Origin of the sequence: Streptomyces sp. Tu 2975 (assembly GCF_009832925.1) — a bacterium.
GTDB lineage: Bacteria > Actinomycetota > Actinomycetes > Streptomycetales > Streptomycetaceae > Streptomyces.
Map to the genome: position 1 here is coordinate 5,636,786 of NZ_CP047140.1, position 17,331 is coordinate 5,654,116.

General features: G+C 72.1%; 17 protein-coding genes and 1 pseudogene. 10 read left to right on the forward strand and 8 right to left on the reverse strand.

Annotation, left to right across the window (positions count from 1 at the left end):
* Nucleotides 1-14: 14 nt before the first annotated feature.
* From GLX30_RS24985 to GLX30_RS24995, 3 genes are all read left to right on the forward strand, one after another.
* Complete coding sequence (locus GLX30_RS24985; RefSeq protein ID WP_159692531.1) at nt 15-731, forward strand: VanZ family protein; 717 nt, start codon at nt 15-17, stop codon at nt 729-731.
* 66 nt (nt 732-797) lie between these two features.
* A complete protein-coding gene (locus GLX30_RS24990; protein ID WP_159692533.1) occupies nt 798-1,511 on the forward strand; it encodes a response regulator transcription factor in 714 nt (237 codons plus the stop codon).
* Nucleotides 1,504-2,583 carry a HAMP domain-containing sensor histidine kinase gene (locus GLX30_RS24995; RefSeq protein WP_159692535.1) on the forward strand — a complete coding sequence of 360 codons (1,080 nt, stop codon included), beginning with the start codon at nt 1,504-1,506 and terminating at the stop codon, nt 2,581-2,583. Before GLX30_RS24990 ends, GLX30_RS24995 begins: the two co-directional genes overlap by 8 nt.
* 56 nt (nt 2,584-2,639) lie before the next feature.
* Here the strand turns inward: GLX30_RS24995 and GLX30_RS25000 are convergent, their stop codons facing one another.
* From GLX30_RS25000 to GLX30_RS25015, 4 genes are all read right to left on the reverse strand, one after another.
* On the reverse strand, nt 2,640-3,650 hold the full coding sequence (locus GLX30_RS25000) for an LLM class F420-dependent oxidoreductase (protein ID WP_159692537.1): 1,011 nt from the start codon (nt 3,648-3,650) through the stop codon (nt 2,640-2,642).
* 104 nt (nt 3,651-3,754) lie between these two features.
* The gene (locus tag GLX30_RS25005) at nt 3,755-4,588 is read right to left on the reverse strand and encodes a hypothetical protein (RefSeq protein ID WP_159692539.1); all 834 of its coding nucleotides are present in this window, start codon (nt 4,586-4,588) and stop codon (nt 3,755-3,757) included.
* 151 nt (nt 4,589-4,739) lie between these two features.
* A complete protein-coding gene (locus GLX30_RS25010) occupies nt 4,740-5,696 on the reverse strand; it encodes an N-acetylmuramoyl-L-alanine amidase (protein ID WP_159692541.1) in 957 nt (318 codons plus the stop codon).
* A gap of 102 nt (nt 5,697-5,798) precedes the next feature.
* Nucleotides 5,799-6,452, reverse strand: a complete 654-nt coding sequence (locus tag GLX30_RS25015) for a class I SAM-dependent methyltransferase (RefSeq protein ID WP_159692543.1) — start codon at nt 6,450-6,452, stop codon at nt 5,799-5,801.
* A gap of 153 nt (nt 6,453-6,605) precedes the next feature.
* Here GLX30_RS25015 and GLX30_RS25020 point away from each other — a divergent pair.
* A pseudogene (locus GLX30_RS25020) lies at nt 6,606-6,911 on the forward strand (helix-turn-helix transcriptional regulator); the annotation flags it as partial.
* Nucleotides 6,912-6,947: 36 nt separating this feature from the next.
* Nucleotides 6,948-7,205, forward strand: coding sequence for a DUF397 domain-containing protein (locus tag GLX30_RS25025; RefSeq protein WP_159692545.1), 258 nt, complete (start codon nt 6,948-6,950; stop codon nt 7,203-7,205).
* Nucleotides 7,206-7,287: 82 nt separating this feature from the next.
* Here GLX30_RS25025 and GLX30_RS25030 read toward each other — a convergent pair whose 3' ends face one another.
* On the reverse strand, nt 7,288-7,728 hold the full coding sequence (locus tag GLX30_RS25030) for a DUF6069 family protein (protein ID WP_159692547.1): 441 nt from the start codon (nt 7,726-7,728) through the stop codon (nt 7,288-7,290).
* Nucleotides 7,729-8,045: 317 nt separating this feature from the next.
* Here GLX30_RS25030 and GLX30_RS25035 point away from each other — a divergent pair, with 317 nt between their 5' ends.
* A complete protein-coding gene (locus tag GLX30_RS25035) occupies nt 8,046-9,482 on the forward strand; it encodes an MFS transporter (RefSeq protein WP_244258282.1) in 1,437 nt (478 codons plus the stop codon).
* 28 nt (nt 9,483-9,510) lie between these two features.
* Here GLX30_RS25035 and GLX30_RS25040 read toward each other — a convergent pair whose 3' ends face one another.
* Entirely contained in the window at nt 9,511-10,152 is a 642-nt protein-coding gene (locus GLX30_RS25040) for a response regulator transcription factor (protein WP_208545482.1), read from the reverse strand.
* 4 nt (nt 10,153-10,156) lie between these two features.
* The gene (locus GLX30_RS25045; protein ID WP_159692549.1) at nt 10,157-11,284 is read right to left on the reverse strand and encodes a sensor histidine kinase; all 1,128 of its coding nucleotides are present in this window, start codon (nt 11,282-11,284) and stop codon (nt 10,157-10,159) included.
* Between the two features lie 271 nt (nt 11,285-11,555).
* On the opposite strand from GLX30_RS25045, the gene GLX30_RS25050 reads away from it, so the two are divergent.
* From GLX30_RS25050 to GLX30_RS25060, 3 genes are read left to right on the forward strand one after another with little or no spacing between them, the layout of a single operon-like run.
* Nucleotides 11,556-12,410, forward strand: coding sequence for a MaoC/PaaZ C-terminal domain-containing protein (locus GLX30_RS25050; RefSeq protein ID WP_159692551.1), 855 nt, complete (start codon nt 11,556-11,558; stop codon nt 12,408-12,410).
* Between the two features lie 13 nt (nt 12,411-12,423).
* The gene (locus GLX30_RS25055; protein WP_159692553.1) at nt 12,424-13,500 is read left to right on the forward strand and encodes a Zn-dependent alcohol dehydrogenase; all 1,077 of its coding nucleotides are present in this window, start codon (nt 12,424-12,426) and stop codon (nt 13,498-13,500) included.
* Between the two features lie 13 nt (nt 13,501-13,513).
* Nucleotides 13,514-14,497 (forward strand): 3-oxoacyl-ACP reductase, encoded by a 984-nt coding sequence (locus GLX30_RS25060; protein WP_159692555.1) that lies wholly within the window; start codon nt 13,514-13,516, stop codon nt 14,495-14,497.
* Between the two features lie 327 nt (nt 14,498-14,824).
* Here GLX30_RS25060 and GLX30_RS25065 read toward each other — a convergent pair whose 3' ends face one another.
* Entirely contained in the window at nt 14,825-16,072 is a 1,248-nt protein-coding gene (locus GLX30_RS25065; protein WP_159692557.1) for a hypothetical protein, read from the reverse strand.
* Nucleotides 16,073-16,256: 184 nt separating this feature from the next.
* On the opposite strand from GLX30_RS25065, the gene GLX30_RS25070 reads away from it, so the two are divergent.
* Nucleotides 16,257-17,294 (forward strand): iron-siderophore ABC transporter substrate-binding protein, encoded by a 1,038-nt coding sequence (locus GLX30_RS25070; RefSeq protein ID WP_159692559.1) that lies wholly within the window; start codon nt 16,257-16,259, stop codon nt 17,292-17,294.
* Nucleotides 17,295-17,331 lie beyond the last annotated feature (37 nt).

A 17,331-nucleotide genomic window follows, 5' to 3' on the forward strand; every position in this document is an offset into this window, starting at 1 on the left:
TCTCCAATGGGCGCATGAACCATCACCCGTCCCTGCCGGCACCACCCAGCCGCACGCGAAGGATCGTGCTCCTGAGCCTGGCGGTCCTCGGCCTGGCGTACGCCGTGTTCGTCCTGCGGCGGCCGCTCATGATGGCCGCTCCGACGTGCATGGCCGGGCGGTGGCACGGCTGCTTCGACACGTTCAACGGTGTGGTGCTCATGACGCTGGTCGCGCTGCCGTTGTCCGCGCTGCCGGTGTGGGTTCTGGCGCGCCGTCGGCAGGCCGCCGGTGTCCCGTCGGCGTGGCGGATGTCGCTGGCCGAGGTGGGCATGGTCCACGGGACGGTGCCGTTCCTGTGGATGACCATGATGCCGGGCGCCGGGGCCGGTGTCGTCCCCGGCCGGGTGAGTCTGGTACCGGTGCGGGACCTGCTCACGATGGGGCCGCTCGGGCTCGTCGGCAACCTGCTGGTCCTCGCGGCGCTGGGGTTCTTCGCCCCGATGCGGTTCGCGGCTCTGGCGTCCGTGCCGCGGATCCTGGCGCTCGGGGCGGGCTGCTCGGCCCTGGTCGAGACCGCGCAGTACGTCCTGCGGCTGGACCGGGTGTCCTCCGTGGACGACGTACTGGTCAACGCCGCCGGCGCCGTGCTGGCCGCGCTGGCGTCGCGCCGCTGGTGGCGCACCACGGCGGAGGCGCCGTCGGACCGGCATCGCCCCACGCCGGCACCCGCGGCGGCGTCGGCGGGCTGAGCCGTGTCCGGTGTGCACACGACCGTGCACACGTCGGCGACATGGTGTGCTGCTTAGGCTTCGGACATGCGTGTACTGATCGTGGAGGACGAGCCCTACCTGGCCGAAGCCGTCCGTGACGGTCTGCGGCTGGAGGCGATCGCCGCCGACATCGCCGGCGACGGCGACTCCGCCCTGGAACTGCTCAGCGTCAACTCCTACGACCTCGCGGTCCTCGACCGCGACATCCCCGGCCCATCCGGCGACGAGGTCGCCCGGCGCATCGTCGCCTCCGGCAGCGGCATCCCGATCCTCATGCTCACCGCCGCCGACCGGATCGACGACAAGGCTTCCGGGTTCGGGCTCGGCGCCGACGACTACCTCACCAAACCGTTCGACCTGCGGGAGCTCGTCCTGCGGCTGAGGGCGCTGGACCGCAGACGCGCGTACGCCCGGCCCCCGGTCCGCGAGATCGCGGGTCTGCGGCTCGACCCCTTCCGCCGGGAGGTCTTCCGCGACGGACGCTACGTCGCGCTCACCCGTAAACAGTTCGCCGTGCTGGAAGTCCTCGTCGCCGCCGAGGGCGGGGTCGTCAGCGCCGAGGAACTGCTGGAACGGGCCTGGGACGAGAACGCCGACCCCCTCACCAACGCCGTGCGCATCACCGTCTCCGCGCTGCGTAAACGGCTCGGCGAACCATGGATCATCGCCACGGTGCCCGGCGTCGGCTATCGGATCGAACCCGGTACGGACACCACCGACCCCGGCGGGGACGCCGACCCCGGCAGTACGCATGCATAGACGCCCAGGGCTCAGCGCCCGGCTCGGACTCACCCTCAGCTATGCCGGGTTCCTCGCCGTCGCCGGCGCTCTCCTGCTGGCCGTGGTGTGGATGTTCCTGCTGCGCCACGTGCCCGACAACAGCCAGGGTCTGCTCGGGATCTCACCCAACCGCTATCTGCTGGTGCGGACCTTCGCCCCCGCCGCGGCCATGGCCATGGCCTTCCTCCTGGCGTTCGGCCTTTTGGGGGGATGGATCCTCGCCGGCCGGATGCTCGCACCGCTCACACAGATCACGGCTGCGGCACGGAGGGCCGGGAACGGGTCGCTGTCCCACCGGATCCGTATGAAGGGCTCCCAGGACGAATTCCGTGAACTCTCCGACGCGTTCGACTCGATGCTCGACCAACTCGAGTCCCACGTCGCCGAGCAGCAGAGGTTCGCCGCGAACGCGTCCCACGAACTGCGCACCCCGCTGGCCATCTCGCGGACGCTCCTCGACGTCGCCCGCAAGGACCCCACGCGGGACCGGGGCGACCTACTCGAACGCCTGTACGCCGTCAATACGAGGGCGATCGGCCTCACCGAGGCCCTCCTGCTCCTCAGCCGCAGCGACCGCGCAACGTTCACCCGCGAGAGCGTCGACCTCTCCCTCATCGCCGAAGAAGCGGCAGAAACGCTGCTGCCCCTCGCCGAACAGCGGCGGACCACGCTCGACGTCACCGGCGTGGCGGCCCCGGCCGGCGGCTCGGCGGAGCTCCTGCTGCGGATGGTGACGAACCTCGTCCAGAACGCCGTCGTCCACAACCTCCCCGACGGCGGCACCGTGACGGTCCACACCGAGGCGTACCGCGACACGAGCGTGCTGCGGGTCGAGAACACGGGCCGTCGGCTCCCGCCGGGACTGGTACCGACCCTCACCGAGCCCTTCCGGCGCGGAACGGACCGCGTACGCACCGACGAGCACGCCGGCGTCGGCCTCGGCCTGGCCATCGTGCACAGCATCGTCCGCGCCCACGAAGGGACCCTCGACCTCGTCCCCCGCCCCGACGGCGGTCTCCTCGTCACGGTCCGGCTTCCTCGCACGCCGTAGGCCTCGTTCCCGAGCGGGGCCCACTCGATCCGGGCTCTGGGGACCCTCCCGCGGTGTCAGGCGTTCAGTTCGGCCAGCACCCGCAGCGTGTGCGGGTCCGGCGCGGTGACCAGCAGGTCCGTGACCGGGCCGGTCCGCCACAGTTCCAGCCGCTCCGCGATGCGTTCACGCGGTCCGACGAGCGAGATCTCGTCGGCGAAGTCGTCGGGCACGGCGAGCACCGCCTCCTGTCTGCGGCCCGCCAGGAAGAGTTCCTGGATCCGGTGGGCCTCCGCCGCGAAGCCCATCCGCGCCATCAGCCCGGCGTGGAAGTTACGGGTCGCGTGTCCCATGCCGCCGATGTAGAAGCCGAGCATCGCCTTCACGGGCAACAGGCCCTCCGCGATGTCGTCGCAGACCCGCGCCCGGGCCATCGGGGCCACCATGAAACCCGCCGGGAGGTCCGCGAGGGACGCCGCGTAGACGTCGGTCCGCAGCGGGGACCAGTACAGGGGCAGCCACCCGTCGGCGATACGGGTCGTCTGCGCGATGTTCTTGGGCCCTTCCGCGCCCAGCAGTACGGGGAGATCCGCGCGCAGCGGATGGGTGATGGGCCGCAGCGGCTTGCCCGTGCCGGTGCCGTCGTCGCCCGTGTACGGGTGGCGGTGGAAGCGCCCGTCCAGCTCCACCGGCCCCTCGCGGGCGAGGACTTGGCGGATCACGTCGACGTATTCCCGGGTCGCGGTGAGCGGGCTGCGGGGGAACGGGCGGCCGTACCACCCCTCCACCACCTGCGGCCCCGACAGGCCCAGCCCCAGCATCATCCGGCCACCGGAGAGATGATCGAGCGTCAGCGCGTGCATGGCGGTCGCCGTCGGCGTGCGCGCGGCCATCTGGGCCACCGCGGTGCCCAGCCGGATGCGGGACGTGTGCGCCGCGATCCACGTGAGCGGGGTGAACGCGTCCGACCCCCACGCCTCCGCCGTCCACACGGAGTCGTAGCCGAGGCGCTCGGCCTCACGGGCCAGCTCCAGCTGACCGGGGTCCGGGCCGCGGCCCCAGTAACCGAGGGCGAGTCCGAGTCGCATACCCGTCCGTCCTTCCCCCGCCCGGAGGTTCTCTGACGGTGCGTCAGGGTACGGCAACGGCCCCCGCCCGGAAGGGAGAGGGGCCGCGCTGTGTGCGAGAGGGATCAGCCGCGCTGAATGCCCGAGGTGTCCTGCAGTACGCCACGACGGCCGTCCTGCGTCTGGGCCACCAGACCGGGACCGCGCTGCTCCACCGCCAGGTACCAGGTGCCGGGCGCCAGTTCGGCGATCGGCGTCGGCGAACCGTCCTCGCCGTACAGCGGACGGGCCACCGGCACGGCGAACCAGAACGGGGTGAAGTCCGACGGGGCGCCGCCCTGGGAGGCGTCGGCCGGGGCCGCGGCCGCCGGCTGGGCGGCGGCCTGCGGCTGCCCGCCCTGCGCACCGTAAGGCTGCGGCTGACCCGGCTGGCCACCGAACGAGGGCTGACCGGCACCAGCGCCCGGGTAGCCGTAACCACCCTGCGGCTGGGGCTGCATGCCGTACGGCTGCTGGACGGCGGCCGGACTCGGGGCGCCGACGAGCGGTGCCTTGAGAGCCGGCACCAGCGGGGTGGCGACGGCGCCGCCGGCCAGGGCGATGGTGCCCAGCAGGCCGAGGATCGCGCCGGCGCCCGCGCTGTTCATGTCGATGATCGTCCAGAACATCGTCCAGAGCGCGAAGATGGTGAGGGCCACGCCGAACTGGCCGAGGTCGATACCGGCGACCTTGCGTCCCGGCATGCTGCGGCTGAGGATCAGCAGCGCGGCGCCGATGATGCCGCCGATGTAGATGGACATCACGATGTTCAGCGAGTCCCAGGCGTTCATCTCCGCGCTGGAGCAATCGACCCCGCTGGGGCAGTCCACGCTGGTGAAGCTGAGGAACGAGGCGATGAACAGCACCACCGCTGCTCCGATCACCACGCCGTCGCCTCGAGTGAGGGAGCGGATGTTCACGTAAAAATCCTTTGTCGTCGTCTCATCATCGGGGCGGTCTTCGCTGCCGCCTGTTCGGGCGGTGTGCGCTGACGCGGAGCTCGGGGGTGACTCCCCATCGTAGAGGTGAATCTATCGTCTGCCGGTTCCGGACGTCCGCCCGGTATCGCACTCACCGTTGTAGGTAGCTGCTGATGCCGTCCGCCAATCCCTGGGCCGCCTTCTGCCGCCAGCTCGGGCTGGTGAGCAGAGCGACGTCCTCAGGATCCCGCATATTGCCGCATTCGATGAAGACCTTGGGCACAGTCGAAAGGTTCAGTCCGCCCAGATCTTTGCGCACGTCGAGGCCGGTTCCGTCGCCCACGTAATTGGACGGTGAGCTTCCGGTGGCGCGCAGGAAGCGGCCGGCGATGCGTTCGCCGAGTTCACGCGAAGGGCCCACGATCTTCGAGGTGTCGGCGGCGCCCGCCTTGACCCGATCGGGGAGGATCACGTGGAATCCGCGGTTGCCGACGGCCGACCCGTCCGCATGGACCGAGACGACCGCATCGGCCCCCGCTTCGTTGCCGAATCGTGCCCGTTCGTCGATGCACGGACCGAACGGGCGGTCGCCGTCCTGGGTGAATTCGACCTGTGCGCCCTGCTCTTCGAGGAGTGTGCGGAGACGTCGTGAAACATCGAGGGTGAAATCGGCTTCACGGTAACCGGCGGCGGTCGCCGTGCCTGTCGTGTCGCATTCCTTGCGGTTGGTGCCGATGTCCACCTGGCGGTTGATCTCGCGGGTGTGCGAGAAGTTCCCGGGATTGTGCCCCGGGTCCACCACGACGACCTTCCCCGCCAGCGGACCGGTCTTCTTGGACGGGGAGGGCGCGGGGGACGAGGCGGGCGGCGTCACGGGCTTCGAACCGGACTGGGCCGCGGAAGGCGACGGGGCCTTGGAGCCGCCCGGTTTGCCCGCGGAGGTGGCGGACCCGGTGGGAGCGCTGCCGCCTCCGGAACCGTCGGTCTGCCACACCAGCCACCCGCCCGCACCGCCCACGAGCAGTGCCGCGCCCGCGACCACGGCGACGAGGCCGCGCCGGGAGGGGCGCGGCCGGGGATCACGGTGCTGGTTCTCGTCGTACGACACGCTCGCGATGCTAGCGGGCGGCGGGTCCGTTGGTCGGCCTGCTCGGCGGTGTCGCACCCGACCGGACCCCGTCCGGCGTGCAGGCCCGGCGTGCGGTCGCCGTCAGATGCCCGGGCCCGTGCGGCGCAGGACGCGCAGCGAGTCGGTGGCCGACACCTCGGTGAACGCGCCGGACGCCAGGGCGCGGAGGTAGATGCGGTACGGGGCCTGGCCGGTCCACTCGTCCACCGGGTCGGGGAAGACGTCGTGGATCACCAGCAGCCCGCCGTCCGCGACATGCGGGGCCCAGCCCTCGTAGTCGTTGGTCGCGTGCTCGTCGGTGTGGCCGCCGTCGATGAAGACGAACCCGGCCTTCCCGCCCCACACCTTCGCCACCTGCGGCGACCGGCCGACGACCGCGACGACATGCTCCTCGAGACCGGCCTTGTGCAGCGTCCGGCGGAAGGTGGGCAGCGTGTCCATGAGACCGACCTCGGGGTCCACCGTCTCCGGGTCGTGGTAGTCCCAGCCGGGCTGCTGCTCCTCACTGCCCCGGTGGTGGTCCACGGTCACGACGACCGTGCCGGCGTCCCGCGCCGCGTCCGCCAGCAGGATCGTCGAGCGCCCGCAGTACGTCCCGACCTCCAGCAGCGGCAGCCCGAGCGCCCCGGCCTCGGCGGCGGCCGCGTACAGGGCGAGGCCCTCGCCCACGGGCATGAAGCCCTTGGCGGCCTCGAAGGCGGCAAGGATCTCCGGCTTGGGAGCGGCGGCGGCCATGGGGTCCTCCTGGACGGGTCGTGCGGATCAGGCCATCGTGCCCTACGCGCCGGTAGGTCCCCCGTTCGAGGTGTCGGGCGTGATTCACCTCACCCGGGTGCGCCGCGGTGCTTACGGTCGGCCGGGAGCCACAACGAACGGGGGGCCGACGCGATGGTCCACATGCGCAACCTCGACCCCGGCGCATCGCCGCTGGACTACTACGGCGCGGAACTGCGCCGCCGCAGGGAAGCAACCGGCATGAACCAGGCCCAGTCGGGCTCGTGCATCTTCGTCACGGGCTCGCTGGTCGGTCAGATCGAGACGGCGAAGAAGGTCCCCACCCGGGACTTCAGCGAACGGGTCGACGCGGCGCTGGGCACGGACGGCATGTTCTCCCGGCTGGTCGGGCTGGTACTTAGGAGCCAACTGCCGCACTGGTTCCGGGCGTACGCGGAGATGGAGGCGAAGGCGGCGTATCGGCGGCGCTGAAGTCTCGCGTAATGGAGGAACGTTATGGGCACGGGAGTGCAGTGGCGTAAGTCGTCCTACAGCGGCGACACCGGCGGTCAATGCGTCGAGTGCGCGCCCCTTGGCGCCGCCGCCTGGCGCAAGTCCTCGTACAGCGGCGACACCGGCGGCGACTGCGTCGAGGTCGCCGACCTCACCCCCCACGTCGCCGTGCGCGACTCCAAGAACTCCGGCGGTCCCGCCCTCGCCACCACACCCGCCGCCTTCGCGGCGTTCGTCGCCGCCGGAGCCGGGCGGCTTTGACGGCCCTTTCCCGCGGGGAACGTGAGGCAGACGCGGACGGTCCGATGCCGTCCCGCCGTTTCCTTCGCCACCGGACCGACCGTCAGTCACGCCTTCCGGCGACGGGCTGCCGGTCATCCCTGCGGCGACCGAGCCCGGCGATCAGCACGGCTCCCACGACGACATGCATCAGGCCCAGCCACAGGCGGGTGGAGGTGCTGATGGCGGGGTCCGTCAGCGGCAGGAACGACAGCACCAGGGCCAGCACGGCCGTCACGACCCAGATCGTCCGGCCCCGCCGCGGTGCGAACCGGTCCAGGAGACCGCGCAGACCCCAGCCCGCCAGTGCGGACAGGACGCCGGCGATCAGAATCGGCGGGGCACCGAGCTCCACCGCGCCCCGCGGCGTGAACACCTCCAGCCGGGCGCCGAGCAGCGGGTCGGCCACCAGCCATACCAGTAGCGGAGCCATGGCCGCGGCCACCACGACAGGGACCGCCGCCCGCCGCTCACGCCGGACGGAAACCTCAGGAGCGATGGTCATCGCACTTCCTCCTCCTCATGGGGCAGTAGCGTCACGTGCAACAGCACTTCCACGAGACGACGGGGATCAATCGGCTCACCGCGGCCGCCGCCCGTGGGCCGGTGCCCGGCGGCCGGTACAACACCCACCACGGCACCCGTCCGGCCGAGGTGGGCCGTGACCACCCGCGTGCCCGCGCACACCTGCCCCGGGGAATGCCGTCGCCGCCATCACGGAGACAGAGCCCTCCTAGGTCCCTGGTCCTGGTCCCCTGCCACATGAGCCGTACGTCGAAATCAGGATGTACGGACCGACGTGTCGCTGCGACCATGACAGGCATGCCCCAAGCCCCCTCGAACGCGCAGAAGTCGCTCGCCCCCGCGCCCACCACGCCCTCGCCCCGTACCTGGGCGGTGATCCTCGCGGCGTGCGCCGGCGCGTTCCTCGTCGTGCTGGACGTGTCCGTGGTGAACGTGGCGCTGCCGTCGATGCGTGCCGACCTCGGGCTCTCCGCGACGGGGCTGCAATGGGTGCTCAACGCGTACTCGATCGCGTTCGCCGGGTTCATGCTCCTCGGCGGGCGGGCGGCCGACATCTTCGGCCGCAAGCGGATGTTCATCGTCGGGCTGAGCCTGTTCACCGCCGCGTCCGTCGCCGGGGGACTCGCCCAGGAGGGCTGGCAGTTGTTGGCCGCACGCGCGGTGCAGGGGCTCGGCGCGGCCGTGCTCGCGCCGGCGACCCTGACCATCATCACCTCCGCCGTGCCGCCGGGCCCGGCACGGACCCGGGCGATCGCCACCTGGGCGGCCGTCGGAGCCGCGGGCGGCGCGGCGGGCGGGTTCGTCGGCGGGGTACTGACCGACCTGCTGTCGTGGCGCTGGGTGCTGCTGATCAACGTCCCCGTCGGCGTGCTGGTGCTGGCCGCCGCCGTCCTGTGGCTGACGGAGAGCCGCACCGGCGGCAGCCGCCGGCTCGATCTGCCCGGCGCGGTGCTGGTGACGGGCGGTCTGGCCGCCGTGGCATACGGCATCGTGCAGACGGAGGAGTCCGGCTGGGGCGCCGGCGGGACGCTGCTGCCGCTGCTCGGCGGGCTCGCGCTGCTCGGCCTGTTCCTGGCCGTGGAGGACAGGGCGAAGGCGCCGCTCATGCCGCTGAAGCTGTTCCGCTCGCGGGCCGTGTCCGCCGCCAACGTGTGCATGCTGGTGACCGGTTCCGCGTCGTTCGCGATGTGGTTCTTCATGACGGTGTACGCCCAGAACGTCCTCGGCTACACGCCGCTCGAGGCCGGCCTCGCCCTCGTCCCCAGCTCCGTCAGCGTCATCGTCGGCTCGAAACTGGCGCCGTCGCTGATGGCCGGAGGCGGCGCGCGCAACGTCGCCGTCCTCGGCACCCTGATCGCGGCGACCGGATTCGGCTGGCAGTCCACGATGACCGCCGACGGCACGTACCTCACGGCGATCGCGGGCCCCGGGATCCTGATGATGGCGGGCATCGGTCTGGCCGCCACGCCGCTCGCCGCTCTCGCCACCTCGGGCGCGGACCCCGACGACGCGGGCCTGGTCTCCGGCCTCATCAACACCTCCCGCACGATGGGCGGTGCGCTCGGCCTGTCGATCCTGTCGACCGTCGCCGCCGCACGCTCCGGCGGTGCCACCGGACCGGAGGACCTGACGGCCGGTTACGCGCTGGCCTTCCGTACGGGGGCGGGTGTGCTCCTCGCGGGCGCGGTGCTCATGCTGCTGTGGCTGCCGCGGCCCGCGGCGGACCGGGCATGACGACGGTGGGGCACGCCGGGTGCGGTCGTCAGAGCCAGCCCTGCTGCCGGGCGGCCCGGACGGCTTCCATGCGGTTGCGGGTGCCGGTCTTGCCGATCGCCGACGACAGGTAGTTCCGTACGGTCGACTCGGACAGGTGCAGTGTCTCCGCGATGTCGGCGACCGTCGCCCCGTCCACCGACGCGCCGAGAGCGTCCCGTTCCCTGGCCGTCAGCGGGTTCGGCCCGGCGCCGAGCGCCGCCGCGGCCAGCGCCGGATCGACGACCGTCTCGCCGGTCAGCACCCGCCGGATAGCCTGGGCCAACTCCTCCACCGGCCCGTCCTTGACGAGGAACCCGGCCGCGCCCGCCTCCATGGCCCGCCGCAGATAGCCCGGCCTGCCGAACGTGGTGAGGATCAGGACCCGGCAGTCCGGCACCTCCCGCGCCAGGTTGGCGGCGGCGTCCAGGCCGCTGCGCCCCGGGAGTTCGATGTCGAGCAGCGCCACGTCCGGCCGGGAGGTGAGCGCCGCGTCCACGATCTGATCACCACGCCCCACCTGTGCCACCACGTCGATGTCGGCCTCCAGACCGAGCAGCAGCGCGAGCGCGCCCCGCATCATGCCCTGGTCCTCCGCGAGGAGGACACGCACCGACTTCGCCGGTCTGTGGTCCTGGGGCATCTCGTTCATGGATTCAGGCTACGGCCGCGACCGGCACCTCGGCGGTCACGCGGAAGCCGCCCTGCGGGGCCGGGCCCGACGTCAGCGTGCCGCCCGCCGCCGCGAGCCGTTCCGACAGGCCCCGCAGACCGCTGCCGGACGGGCCCGGCGACGGACCGGGGCCACGACCGTCGTCCGTGACCGTGAGACGGGCGTGGCCGGCGGCGCCCGTGAGGGCGATCTCGCAGCGGGACGCCCCTGAGTGGCGTACGACGTTGGTCACCGACTCCCGCACCACCCAGCCGAGGAGGGTCTCCGCCTCCGGTTCCAGCAGCGGGCCCGACAGGTGCACGAGGGGGTCGATGCCGGCGGTGGTCAGGGTGTCGCGGGCGCGGGCCAGCTCCGCGGTCAGGCTCCCCTCGCGGTAGCCGGTGACCGCCTCGCGGATCTCCGTGAGGGCCTGGCGCCCCACCGCCTCGATGTCGGCGATCTGGGTCAGCGCCGCCCGCATGTCCCTCTCTCCCAGCCGGCGGGCGGCCTCCGCCTTGACCACGATCACAGAGAGGGTGTGGCCCAGCAGGTCGTGCAGGTCACGCGAGAAGCGCAGCCGTTCCTGCTCGACGGCGCCGCGGGCCAGCTCCTCGCGGGCGGCGCGCAGTTCGCCCACCGTCTCGGAGAGCTTGAAGACGGCGGCGGTCACCATCGACGAGAGGAACGTGCCGTACACGACGCTGATCGCGACCCAGCCGTCCCGCCGGACGGCGACGGCGCCCGCGGCCACGCACAGCGGCACCACGGCCCACATCAGCGGACGGCCCCGCAGCGCCGCGCCCACGGCCAGGCCGAGGAGCGGGAAGAAGAGCAGCCAGTCACCGCCGTAGCCGGCGGCGAGGCAGAAGGTGAGCGCGGCCAGCGCCACCAGGGCGCCCCGGGTCACCGCGGAGTCGCGCCTGGCGTCGTCGAAGGCACGGAAGACGACGGCGAGGTAGAGCGTGTTGAAGGCGAGCACCCCGAGGGCGCCGACCCAGGGGTTCGGGGTCTCGCCCTTGACGAGATTGGCGACGGCGCCGAGCCCCATCAGCAGCCAGGGCAGCATCGCGAATCCGCCTGGCGGACCGGCTGCCACGGGCCCACCGCACTGACGTGTCCTGGAACGGTTCATGGCTCCGACGCTACGGACCGGCAGGCCCGCCCGGCAGAACCGTATGTACGGACCCGACGGTGACAAATGTCCCGGGCGCGCACGGCCGGCACGCGTAGCTGACGTATCGTCAGCAGTCTTCACAACCTCCGGAGGCCGCGCTATACATAGGGCCATCGGCCTAGAACGCGTTCTAGAACGGCTCGCCTGGCCGGTCCTGTACGACCTCGGTGCGGCCGACGGTGCGGACGGCCGTGCCGAGGTCTTCACCTCACCGAGGAGCAGCAGCCCCATGCCCATTGACGCCGCCAGGGCCGTCGCCGCGGAGCCCCGCTCCACCACCGTCACCTGGGACCACAAGGACATCCAGCTGTACCACCTCGGCGTGGGCGCGGGCCGCCCCGCCACGGACCCCGACGAACTGCGCTACACCCTCGAGTCCCGGCTCCACGTGCTGCCGAGCTTCGCCACCGTCGCGGGGGCGGGCAAGGGCGTCGTCGGCGGCCTCGACCTTCCCGGGCTCGACATCCGGCTCGCGTCCGTGCTCCACGGCGGCCAGCGCGTCGAACTGCACCGCCCGATCCCCGTCACCGGCACGGCCACCGCCACCTCACGGATCGCCGCCGTGTACGACAAGGGAAAGGCCGCGATCCTCGTCCTGCGCACCGAGGCGGCCGACGACGACGGGCCGCTGTGGACCAGCGACGCCCAGCTCTTCGTACGCGGCGAAGGCGGCTTCGGCGGGGAACGTGGCCCCTCCGAGCGCCTCGATCTACCCGACCGCGCCCCCGACCGGACCGTGGAGCGGCACATCCGCGAGGACCAGGCCCTGCTCTACCGGCTCTCCGGCGACCTCAACCCCCTGCACGCCGACCCCGACTTCGCCAAGCTCGCCGGCTTCGACCGGCCGATCCTGCACGGCCTGTGCACGTACGGCACGACCCTGAAGGCCGTCATCGACACCCTGCTCGGCGGGGACGTCACCCGCGTCCGCTCGTACCGCACCCGCTTCGCCGGCGTCGTCTTCCCCGGCGAGACCCTCCGCATCCGGATGTGGGACCTGCCCGGCGGGGTCCAGGTCGTGGTGACCGCCGCCGACCGGGACGACGCCCCCGTCCTCGCCGACACCCTCGTAGAAACCGTGTGAAGGGATCCGCACCATGCGCGCAGCCGTAGTGCACGAGATCGGCCAGGACAAACTCGAAGTCCTCGACGACGTCGAGGCGGTGGGCTTCGGCCCCGGCAAGGTACGGATCCGGATCAGGGCCACCGGCCTGTGCCACTCCGACGTCTCCGCCATGAACGGCGTCCTGCCGCAGCCCGCCCCCTTCGTGCCCGGCCACGAGGGCGCCGGCGAGATCCTCGACGTCGGCGACGGGGTCGGCGGACTCGGCGTCGGCGACCGGGTCCTGATGTGCTGGCTGCCCGCCTGCGGAGCCTGCGCGTCCTGCAAGCGGGGGCAGGGCCATCTGTGCCTGGCCGGGTTCATGAACGCCGGCACGCCCAACTTCCGCCGCCCCGGCGGAGACGTCTTCGGCTTCGCGGGCACCGGCACCTTCACCGAGGAGGTCGTCGTCGACGCGGGCTGCGCGGTGCCGATACCCGACGACGTCCCCTTCGACATCGCCGCCCTCATCGGTTGCGGCGTCACCACCGGACTCGGCGCCGCCATCAACACGGCACAGGTGGAGACCGGTTCCTCCGTCGCCGTCATCGGCTGCGGCGGCGTCGGTATCTCCGCGATCCAGGGCGCGAAACTGCGGGGCGCGGCCCAGATCGTCGCCGTCGATCCCGTCGCGTCCAGGCGTGAGGCCGCCCTGCGCTTCGGTGCGACGGAAGCGGTGGAGCCGGAGGCACTCGGCGACGCCAAGCAGCGGATCACCGCCGGGGAGGGCTTCGACTACGTCTTCGAGGTCGTCGGGAAGTCGGCGACGACGCGCACGGCCTATGAGGCGACCCGGCGCGGCGGGACGCTGTGCATCGTCGGCGCCGGCGCGATGGACGACGACGTGCGGTTCAACATGTTCGAGCTGTTCTTCGACGAGAAGCGCATCCTGCCGTCCCTGTACGGCGGCGGGGACGTGCTGCGCTCCTACGAACGGGCCATCGCGCTCTGGCGGGCCGGACGGATCGACCTGGCGGGCCTCATCACCCACCGGGTGCCGCTCGCCGGCATCAACGACGCGGTGGCGCAGATGCGCAGCGGTGAGGCCCTCCGAACATGCATCGAGATCTGAGGGGACGGGACGCATGTCACTCCCTCTCGAAGGTCTGAGCGCGATCGTCACCGGCGCGGGCCGCGGCCTCGGGCGGGCGGAGGCGCTGGAACTGGGGCGGCTGGGTGCGGCCGTCGTCGTCAACGACTACGGGCCGCCGGGACGGGACGAGGCGGTCGCCGGATCCGTGGCGGGGTCGGCCCCCCGGTCGGCCCCCCGGTCGGTCGCCCGGTCGGTCGCCGACGAGATCCGCGCGGCGGGCGGCCGGGCCGTGGCCCATTCGGGCGACATCGCCGACTTCCGTACGGCCCGCGCCCTGGTCGACCTGGCGGTCCACGAGTACGGCAAGCTGGACATCCTCGTCAACAACGCGGGCATCCTGCGCGACCGGATGGTCTTCTCGATGAGCGAGGACGAATGGGACGCCGTCATCCGGGTCCACCTCAAGGGCCACTTCAACACCACGCGATTCGCGGCCGCGCACTGGAGGGAACGTGCCAAGGCCGCGGTGGACGGCCAGGTGTACGGACGGATCGTCAACACCTCCTCCGAGGCGTTCCTCGCCGGCTCGGCGGGCCAGCCCAACTACGCGGCCGCCAAAGGCGGCATCGTCGGCCTGACGACCTCGACGGCGCACGCCCTCGCGAAGTACGGCGTCACGGCGAACGTGATCTGCCCCCGGGCGAGGACCCGCATGACCGAGGACGTCTTCGCGGGCTTCGCGGAAGCGGAACCGGGCGGCTTCGACGCCCTGTCGCCGGAGCACGTCGCGCCTCTGGTCGGCTACCTGTCCTCACCCGCGGCGGCCGTCGTCAACGGCCAACTGCTGGTCGTACACGGCGGCATGGTGGCGGTGGTGGAACGTCCCCGGGTGGCGGCGCAGTTCGACGCGTCACTGTCGAAGGGCCCGACGTTCAGCTTCGAGGAACTGGACGGTGTCCTGACGCCGTACTTCGGGTCGAGACCACAGGGCGAGACGTTCGCGGCGGGGGAGGTGCTGGGGCTGAGGCGGGGGTAGGGGGTGGCGGGCGCCCCGACCCGCGCCCCTGCCCTCACGCTCCGTCGCCCCCGGACGGCCTCCGATGCCGCCCCCGCCCCGGCGCCGACGACTCGTCCTTCGCCGCCGCGCCACCCCGGTGCCTACCGGCCCCCGCGCCCGGACTCGCGCCGCCGCCGGCTTCGCCCCGCCCCGTCGCCGCGGGCTGCGGACGCGGGCGCGTGTGGGTCGTGTCGGTTCGGGCTTCTGACATGTGGGAAGTCACCCCGTACAAATCGCTGCTTACACGTGTCGCAGGCCCCCCGGCCGTCGGCCGCAACCGTGGCCCGGTCGCCCCGGCCCGTGAGTCTAACCACGGGAACCGCGCCCGGTGAGCGGCGCCTGCTGCAACGGAACGGGCCTGCACACAACAGGACCCTCGGAGCCCTCGCACGGTTCCCCACCTGCGGCTTCCGCTTGTGCCGGTTCTGTGGCCGCCATGTGACCGAAGGTTTCTGCAGAGGCGCAGAGGGCCTCCGGAACCTCCGTACGGGTCACCCCGCACGGCACCGACTCGGTCGCGCACGGCAGTTGGAGCACGCCGTCCCGGTTCCAGGTCCCGGCGCCCGCCAACCACCCTTCCGGCGGTGCGAGTTGGATCATCCGGCGGGCCGACGGGCGCCACAGGCCCACCCAGCTTCCGGCCGCGCCGTCGATCCGCAGGGCCACCGCGCAGCTCTCCGGCATCAGGACCTGCCCCGGCTGCACCGCGAACGGAGTCACCAGCGCGTCCGGCAGCCGCAGGCTCCGGGGGAAACGCACCGGCCGTGCACTGCCCAACACGCCCCAGCCGAGCCGGTGCTGCCCGGGCCCGGGCGCGTTCGAACGGATCAGCAGCAGACCGCTGTCGGCGTCCGCGACCAGCAGCCGGTCGTCGCTCTCCTCCGTGATCTGCAGCAGCGGCGTCACCTCGCCGCCGCGCGCCAGGTCGACCACGACCGTCTTGACCGGGCCGCCGTCCGGCCGCCTGCGGTCCAGCGCGAGCAGCCGTCCCGCACGGTCCAGCCACGCGCCGCCCGAGCAGTGCCCCGCCACCTCCGCGATGCGCTCGGGGCCGCGGGCGCCGCCCGCCACCATCCAGATGCCGGTGGAGTGCGCGTTCGGCACCAGGGCGTGGGCGAGGACCCCGTCCGGGGACGGCGGCAGCAGTGTCAACTCCTCGGAGGGGACGGCCCCGAGAGGTAGCTCGCCGGTCGCCGGGCCGGTCGGGTACAGCAGGGAGAAGGTGTGCCGCTCCGCGACCCGGCGGCTGATCAGCACCCGGCCGTCGGAGAGCGGCAGGACCTGTGCGTCGCGCTCCTCCGGCTGGTCGAGCGGCAGCGGAACGGCGTACGGCTCCGGGCCGTCGAGGGTCCAGCGCTCGGGGAACAGCGCGTCGCCCGTCCCTGCCAGGCGGGCACCGTACGTGCCGTCCGCGGTGATCGTGATCGCCGGGGCCGCCGCGCCGCGGGGGACCTCCGCCTCGCCCGTGGTCCGTGCGCCGTCAGAACCGTCCGTACCGTCCGTACTCGCCACCGCCCCGTCTGCCGCGGCGGTCTCGATGGCACAGGCTGTCATCGATGCCTCACCTCCGGCCTCCGAAGCTAGGTATCGCACTTCCTGCCGAACAACACGTGAGAGGTCTCTTCACACATAAGGGTGGCCATGCCCTGATTCGCCTGAGATTGAGGAGACGGTTGTGCTCCCTGGCCTGGCCGTGCTTAAGGTAAGGCCCACCTAAGTACCGGATCAGGAGCACGTCATGTCCCTACGCCGCCGTGGCACAGCCGCCGCAGTCGCCCTCGCAGCCGCTCTCTCCCTCGCCGCCTGCGGCGCCGGCGGCGGTGCGGACAAGGACGCGGGCGCCAAGGCGGACGACGGTGGCAAGAAGGCCGTGGCCCAGGGCGGCAAGGACTTCGGCGACGCCGCCGCCAAGACGGCGGCGATGGGCACGGACGCCGAGCCCGGCGAGTTCCCCCGCACCATCACCCACGCCCTCGGCAAGACCGAGATCAAGGCCGCGCCCGAGCGGGTCGTCGTCCTCGACGTCGGCGAGCTGGACAACGTGGCCTCCCTCGGCATCCGGCCCGTCGGCTACGCGCCCACCGAAGGCGACGACGGCATCCCCGGCTACCTGAGGAAGGAAGCCGGCAATCCCAAGAGCGTCGGCACCATCAACAGCCTCAACCTCGAGGCCATCGCCGCCCTCAAGCCGGACCTGATCCTCGGCAGCCAGCTGCGCGCGAGCGACAAGTACGAGGAGCTGTCGCAGATCGCGCCGACGGTCTTCTCCATCCGCCCGGGCTTCACCTGGAAGGAGAACTACCTCCTCAACGCCGCGGCGCTCGACAGGACCGCGGAGGCGAAGGCCAAGCTCGGCGAGTACGAGAAGAAGGCGAAGCAGCTCGGCACCGACCTCGGCGAGAACAAGCCGACGGTCACCATGCTCCGTTACATGCCGGGCAAGATCCGCCTCTACGCGAAGGCGTCCTTCATCGGCACGATCCTCGACGACGCCGGCGTCCCGCGGCCGAAGAACCAGCAGATCAACGACCTCGCCGCCGAGATCAGCCCGGAGAAGATGGACGAGGCCGACGCCGACTGGATCTTCACCGGCGTCTACGGCGACCCGTCCAAGACCAAGCGCGACACCGCCGAGTCCAACCCGCTGTGGAAGGACCTGAAGGCCGTGAAGGCCGGGCAGGCCAAGGACGTTCCCGACGAGACCTGGTACCTGGGTCTCGGCGTCACCGCCGCCGGGGAGGTCCTCGACGACCTGCGCGGCTTCCTCGTCAAGTAGGGCACGGCCGCACAGGCGGGCGGGGCAGGTAGCCTTT

Coding starts and splice junctions, on each gene's coding strand:
- GLX30_RS25055 (WP_159692553.1), top strand. CDS start 12,424: ATGCGCGCAGCCGTAGTGCACGAGATCGGCCAGGACAAACTCGAAGTC.
- GLX30_RS25065 (WP_159692557.1), bottom strand. CDS start 16,072: ATGACAGCCTGTGCCATCGAGACCGCCGCGGCAGACGGGGCGGTGGCG.
- GLX30_RS25035 (WP_244258282.1), top strand. CDS start 8,046: ATGCCCCAAGCCCCCTCGAACGCGCAGAAGTCGCTCGCCCCCGCGCCC.
- GLX30_RS25050 (WP_159692551.1), top strand. CDS start 11,556: ATGCCCATTGACGCCGCCAGGGCCGTCGCCGCGGAGCCCCGCTCCACC.
- GLX30_RS25045 (WP_159692549.1), bottom strand. CDS start 11,284: ATGAACCGTTCCAGGACACGTCAGTGCGGTGGGCCCGTGGCAGCCGGT.
- GLX30_RS25040 (WP_208545482.1), bottom strand. CDS start 10,152: ATGAACGAGATGCCCCAGGACCACAGACCGGCGAAGTCGGTGCGTGTC.
- GLX30_RS25070 (WP_159692559.1), top strand. CDS start 16,257: ATGTCCCTACGCCGCCGTGGCACAGCCGCCGCAGTCGCCCTCGCAGCC.
- GLX30_RS25030 (WP_159692547.1), bottom strand. CDS start 7,728: ATGACCATCGCTCCTGAGGTTTCCGTCCGGCGTGAGCGGCGGGCGGCG.
- GLX30_RS24985 (WP_159692531.1), top strand. CDS start 15: ATGAACCATCACCCGTCCCTGCCGGCACCACCCAGCCGCACGCGAAGG.
- GLX30_RS25060 (WP_159692555.1), top strand. CDS start 13,514: ATGTCACTCCCTCTCGAAGGTCTGAGCGCGATCGTCACCGGCGCGGGC.
- GLX30_RS25015 (WP_159692543.1), bottom strand. CDS start 6,452: ATGGCCGCCGCCGCTCCCAAGCCGGAGATCCTTGCCGCCTTCGAGGCC.
- GLX30_RS25025 (WP_159692545.1), top strand. CDS start 6,948: ATGGGCACGGGAGTGCAGTGGCGTAAGTCGTCCTACAGCGGCGACACC.
- GLX30_RS24990 (WP_159692533.1), top strand. CDS start 798: ATGCGTGTACTGATCGTGGAGGACGAGCCCTACCTGGCCGAAGCCGTC.
- GLX30_RS24995 (WP_159692535.1), top strand. CDS start 1,504: ATGCATAGACGCCCAGGGCTCAGCGCCCGGCTCGGACTCACCCTCAGC.
- GLX30_RS25000 (WP_159692537.1), bottom strand. CDS start 3,650: ATGCGACTCGGACTCGCCCTCGGTTACTGGGGCCGCGGCCCGGACCCC.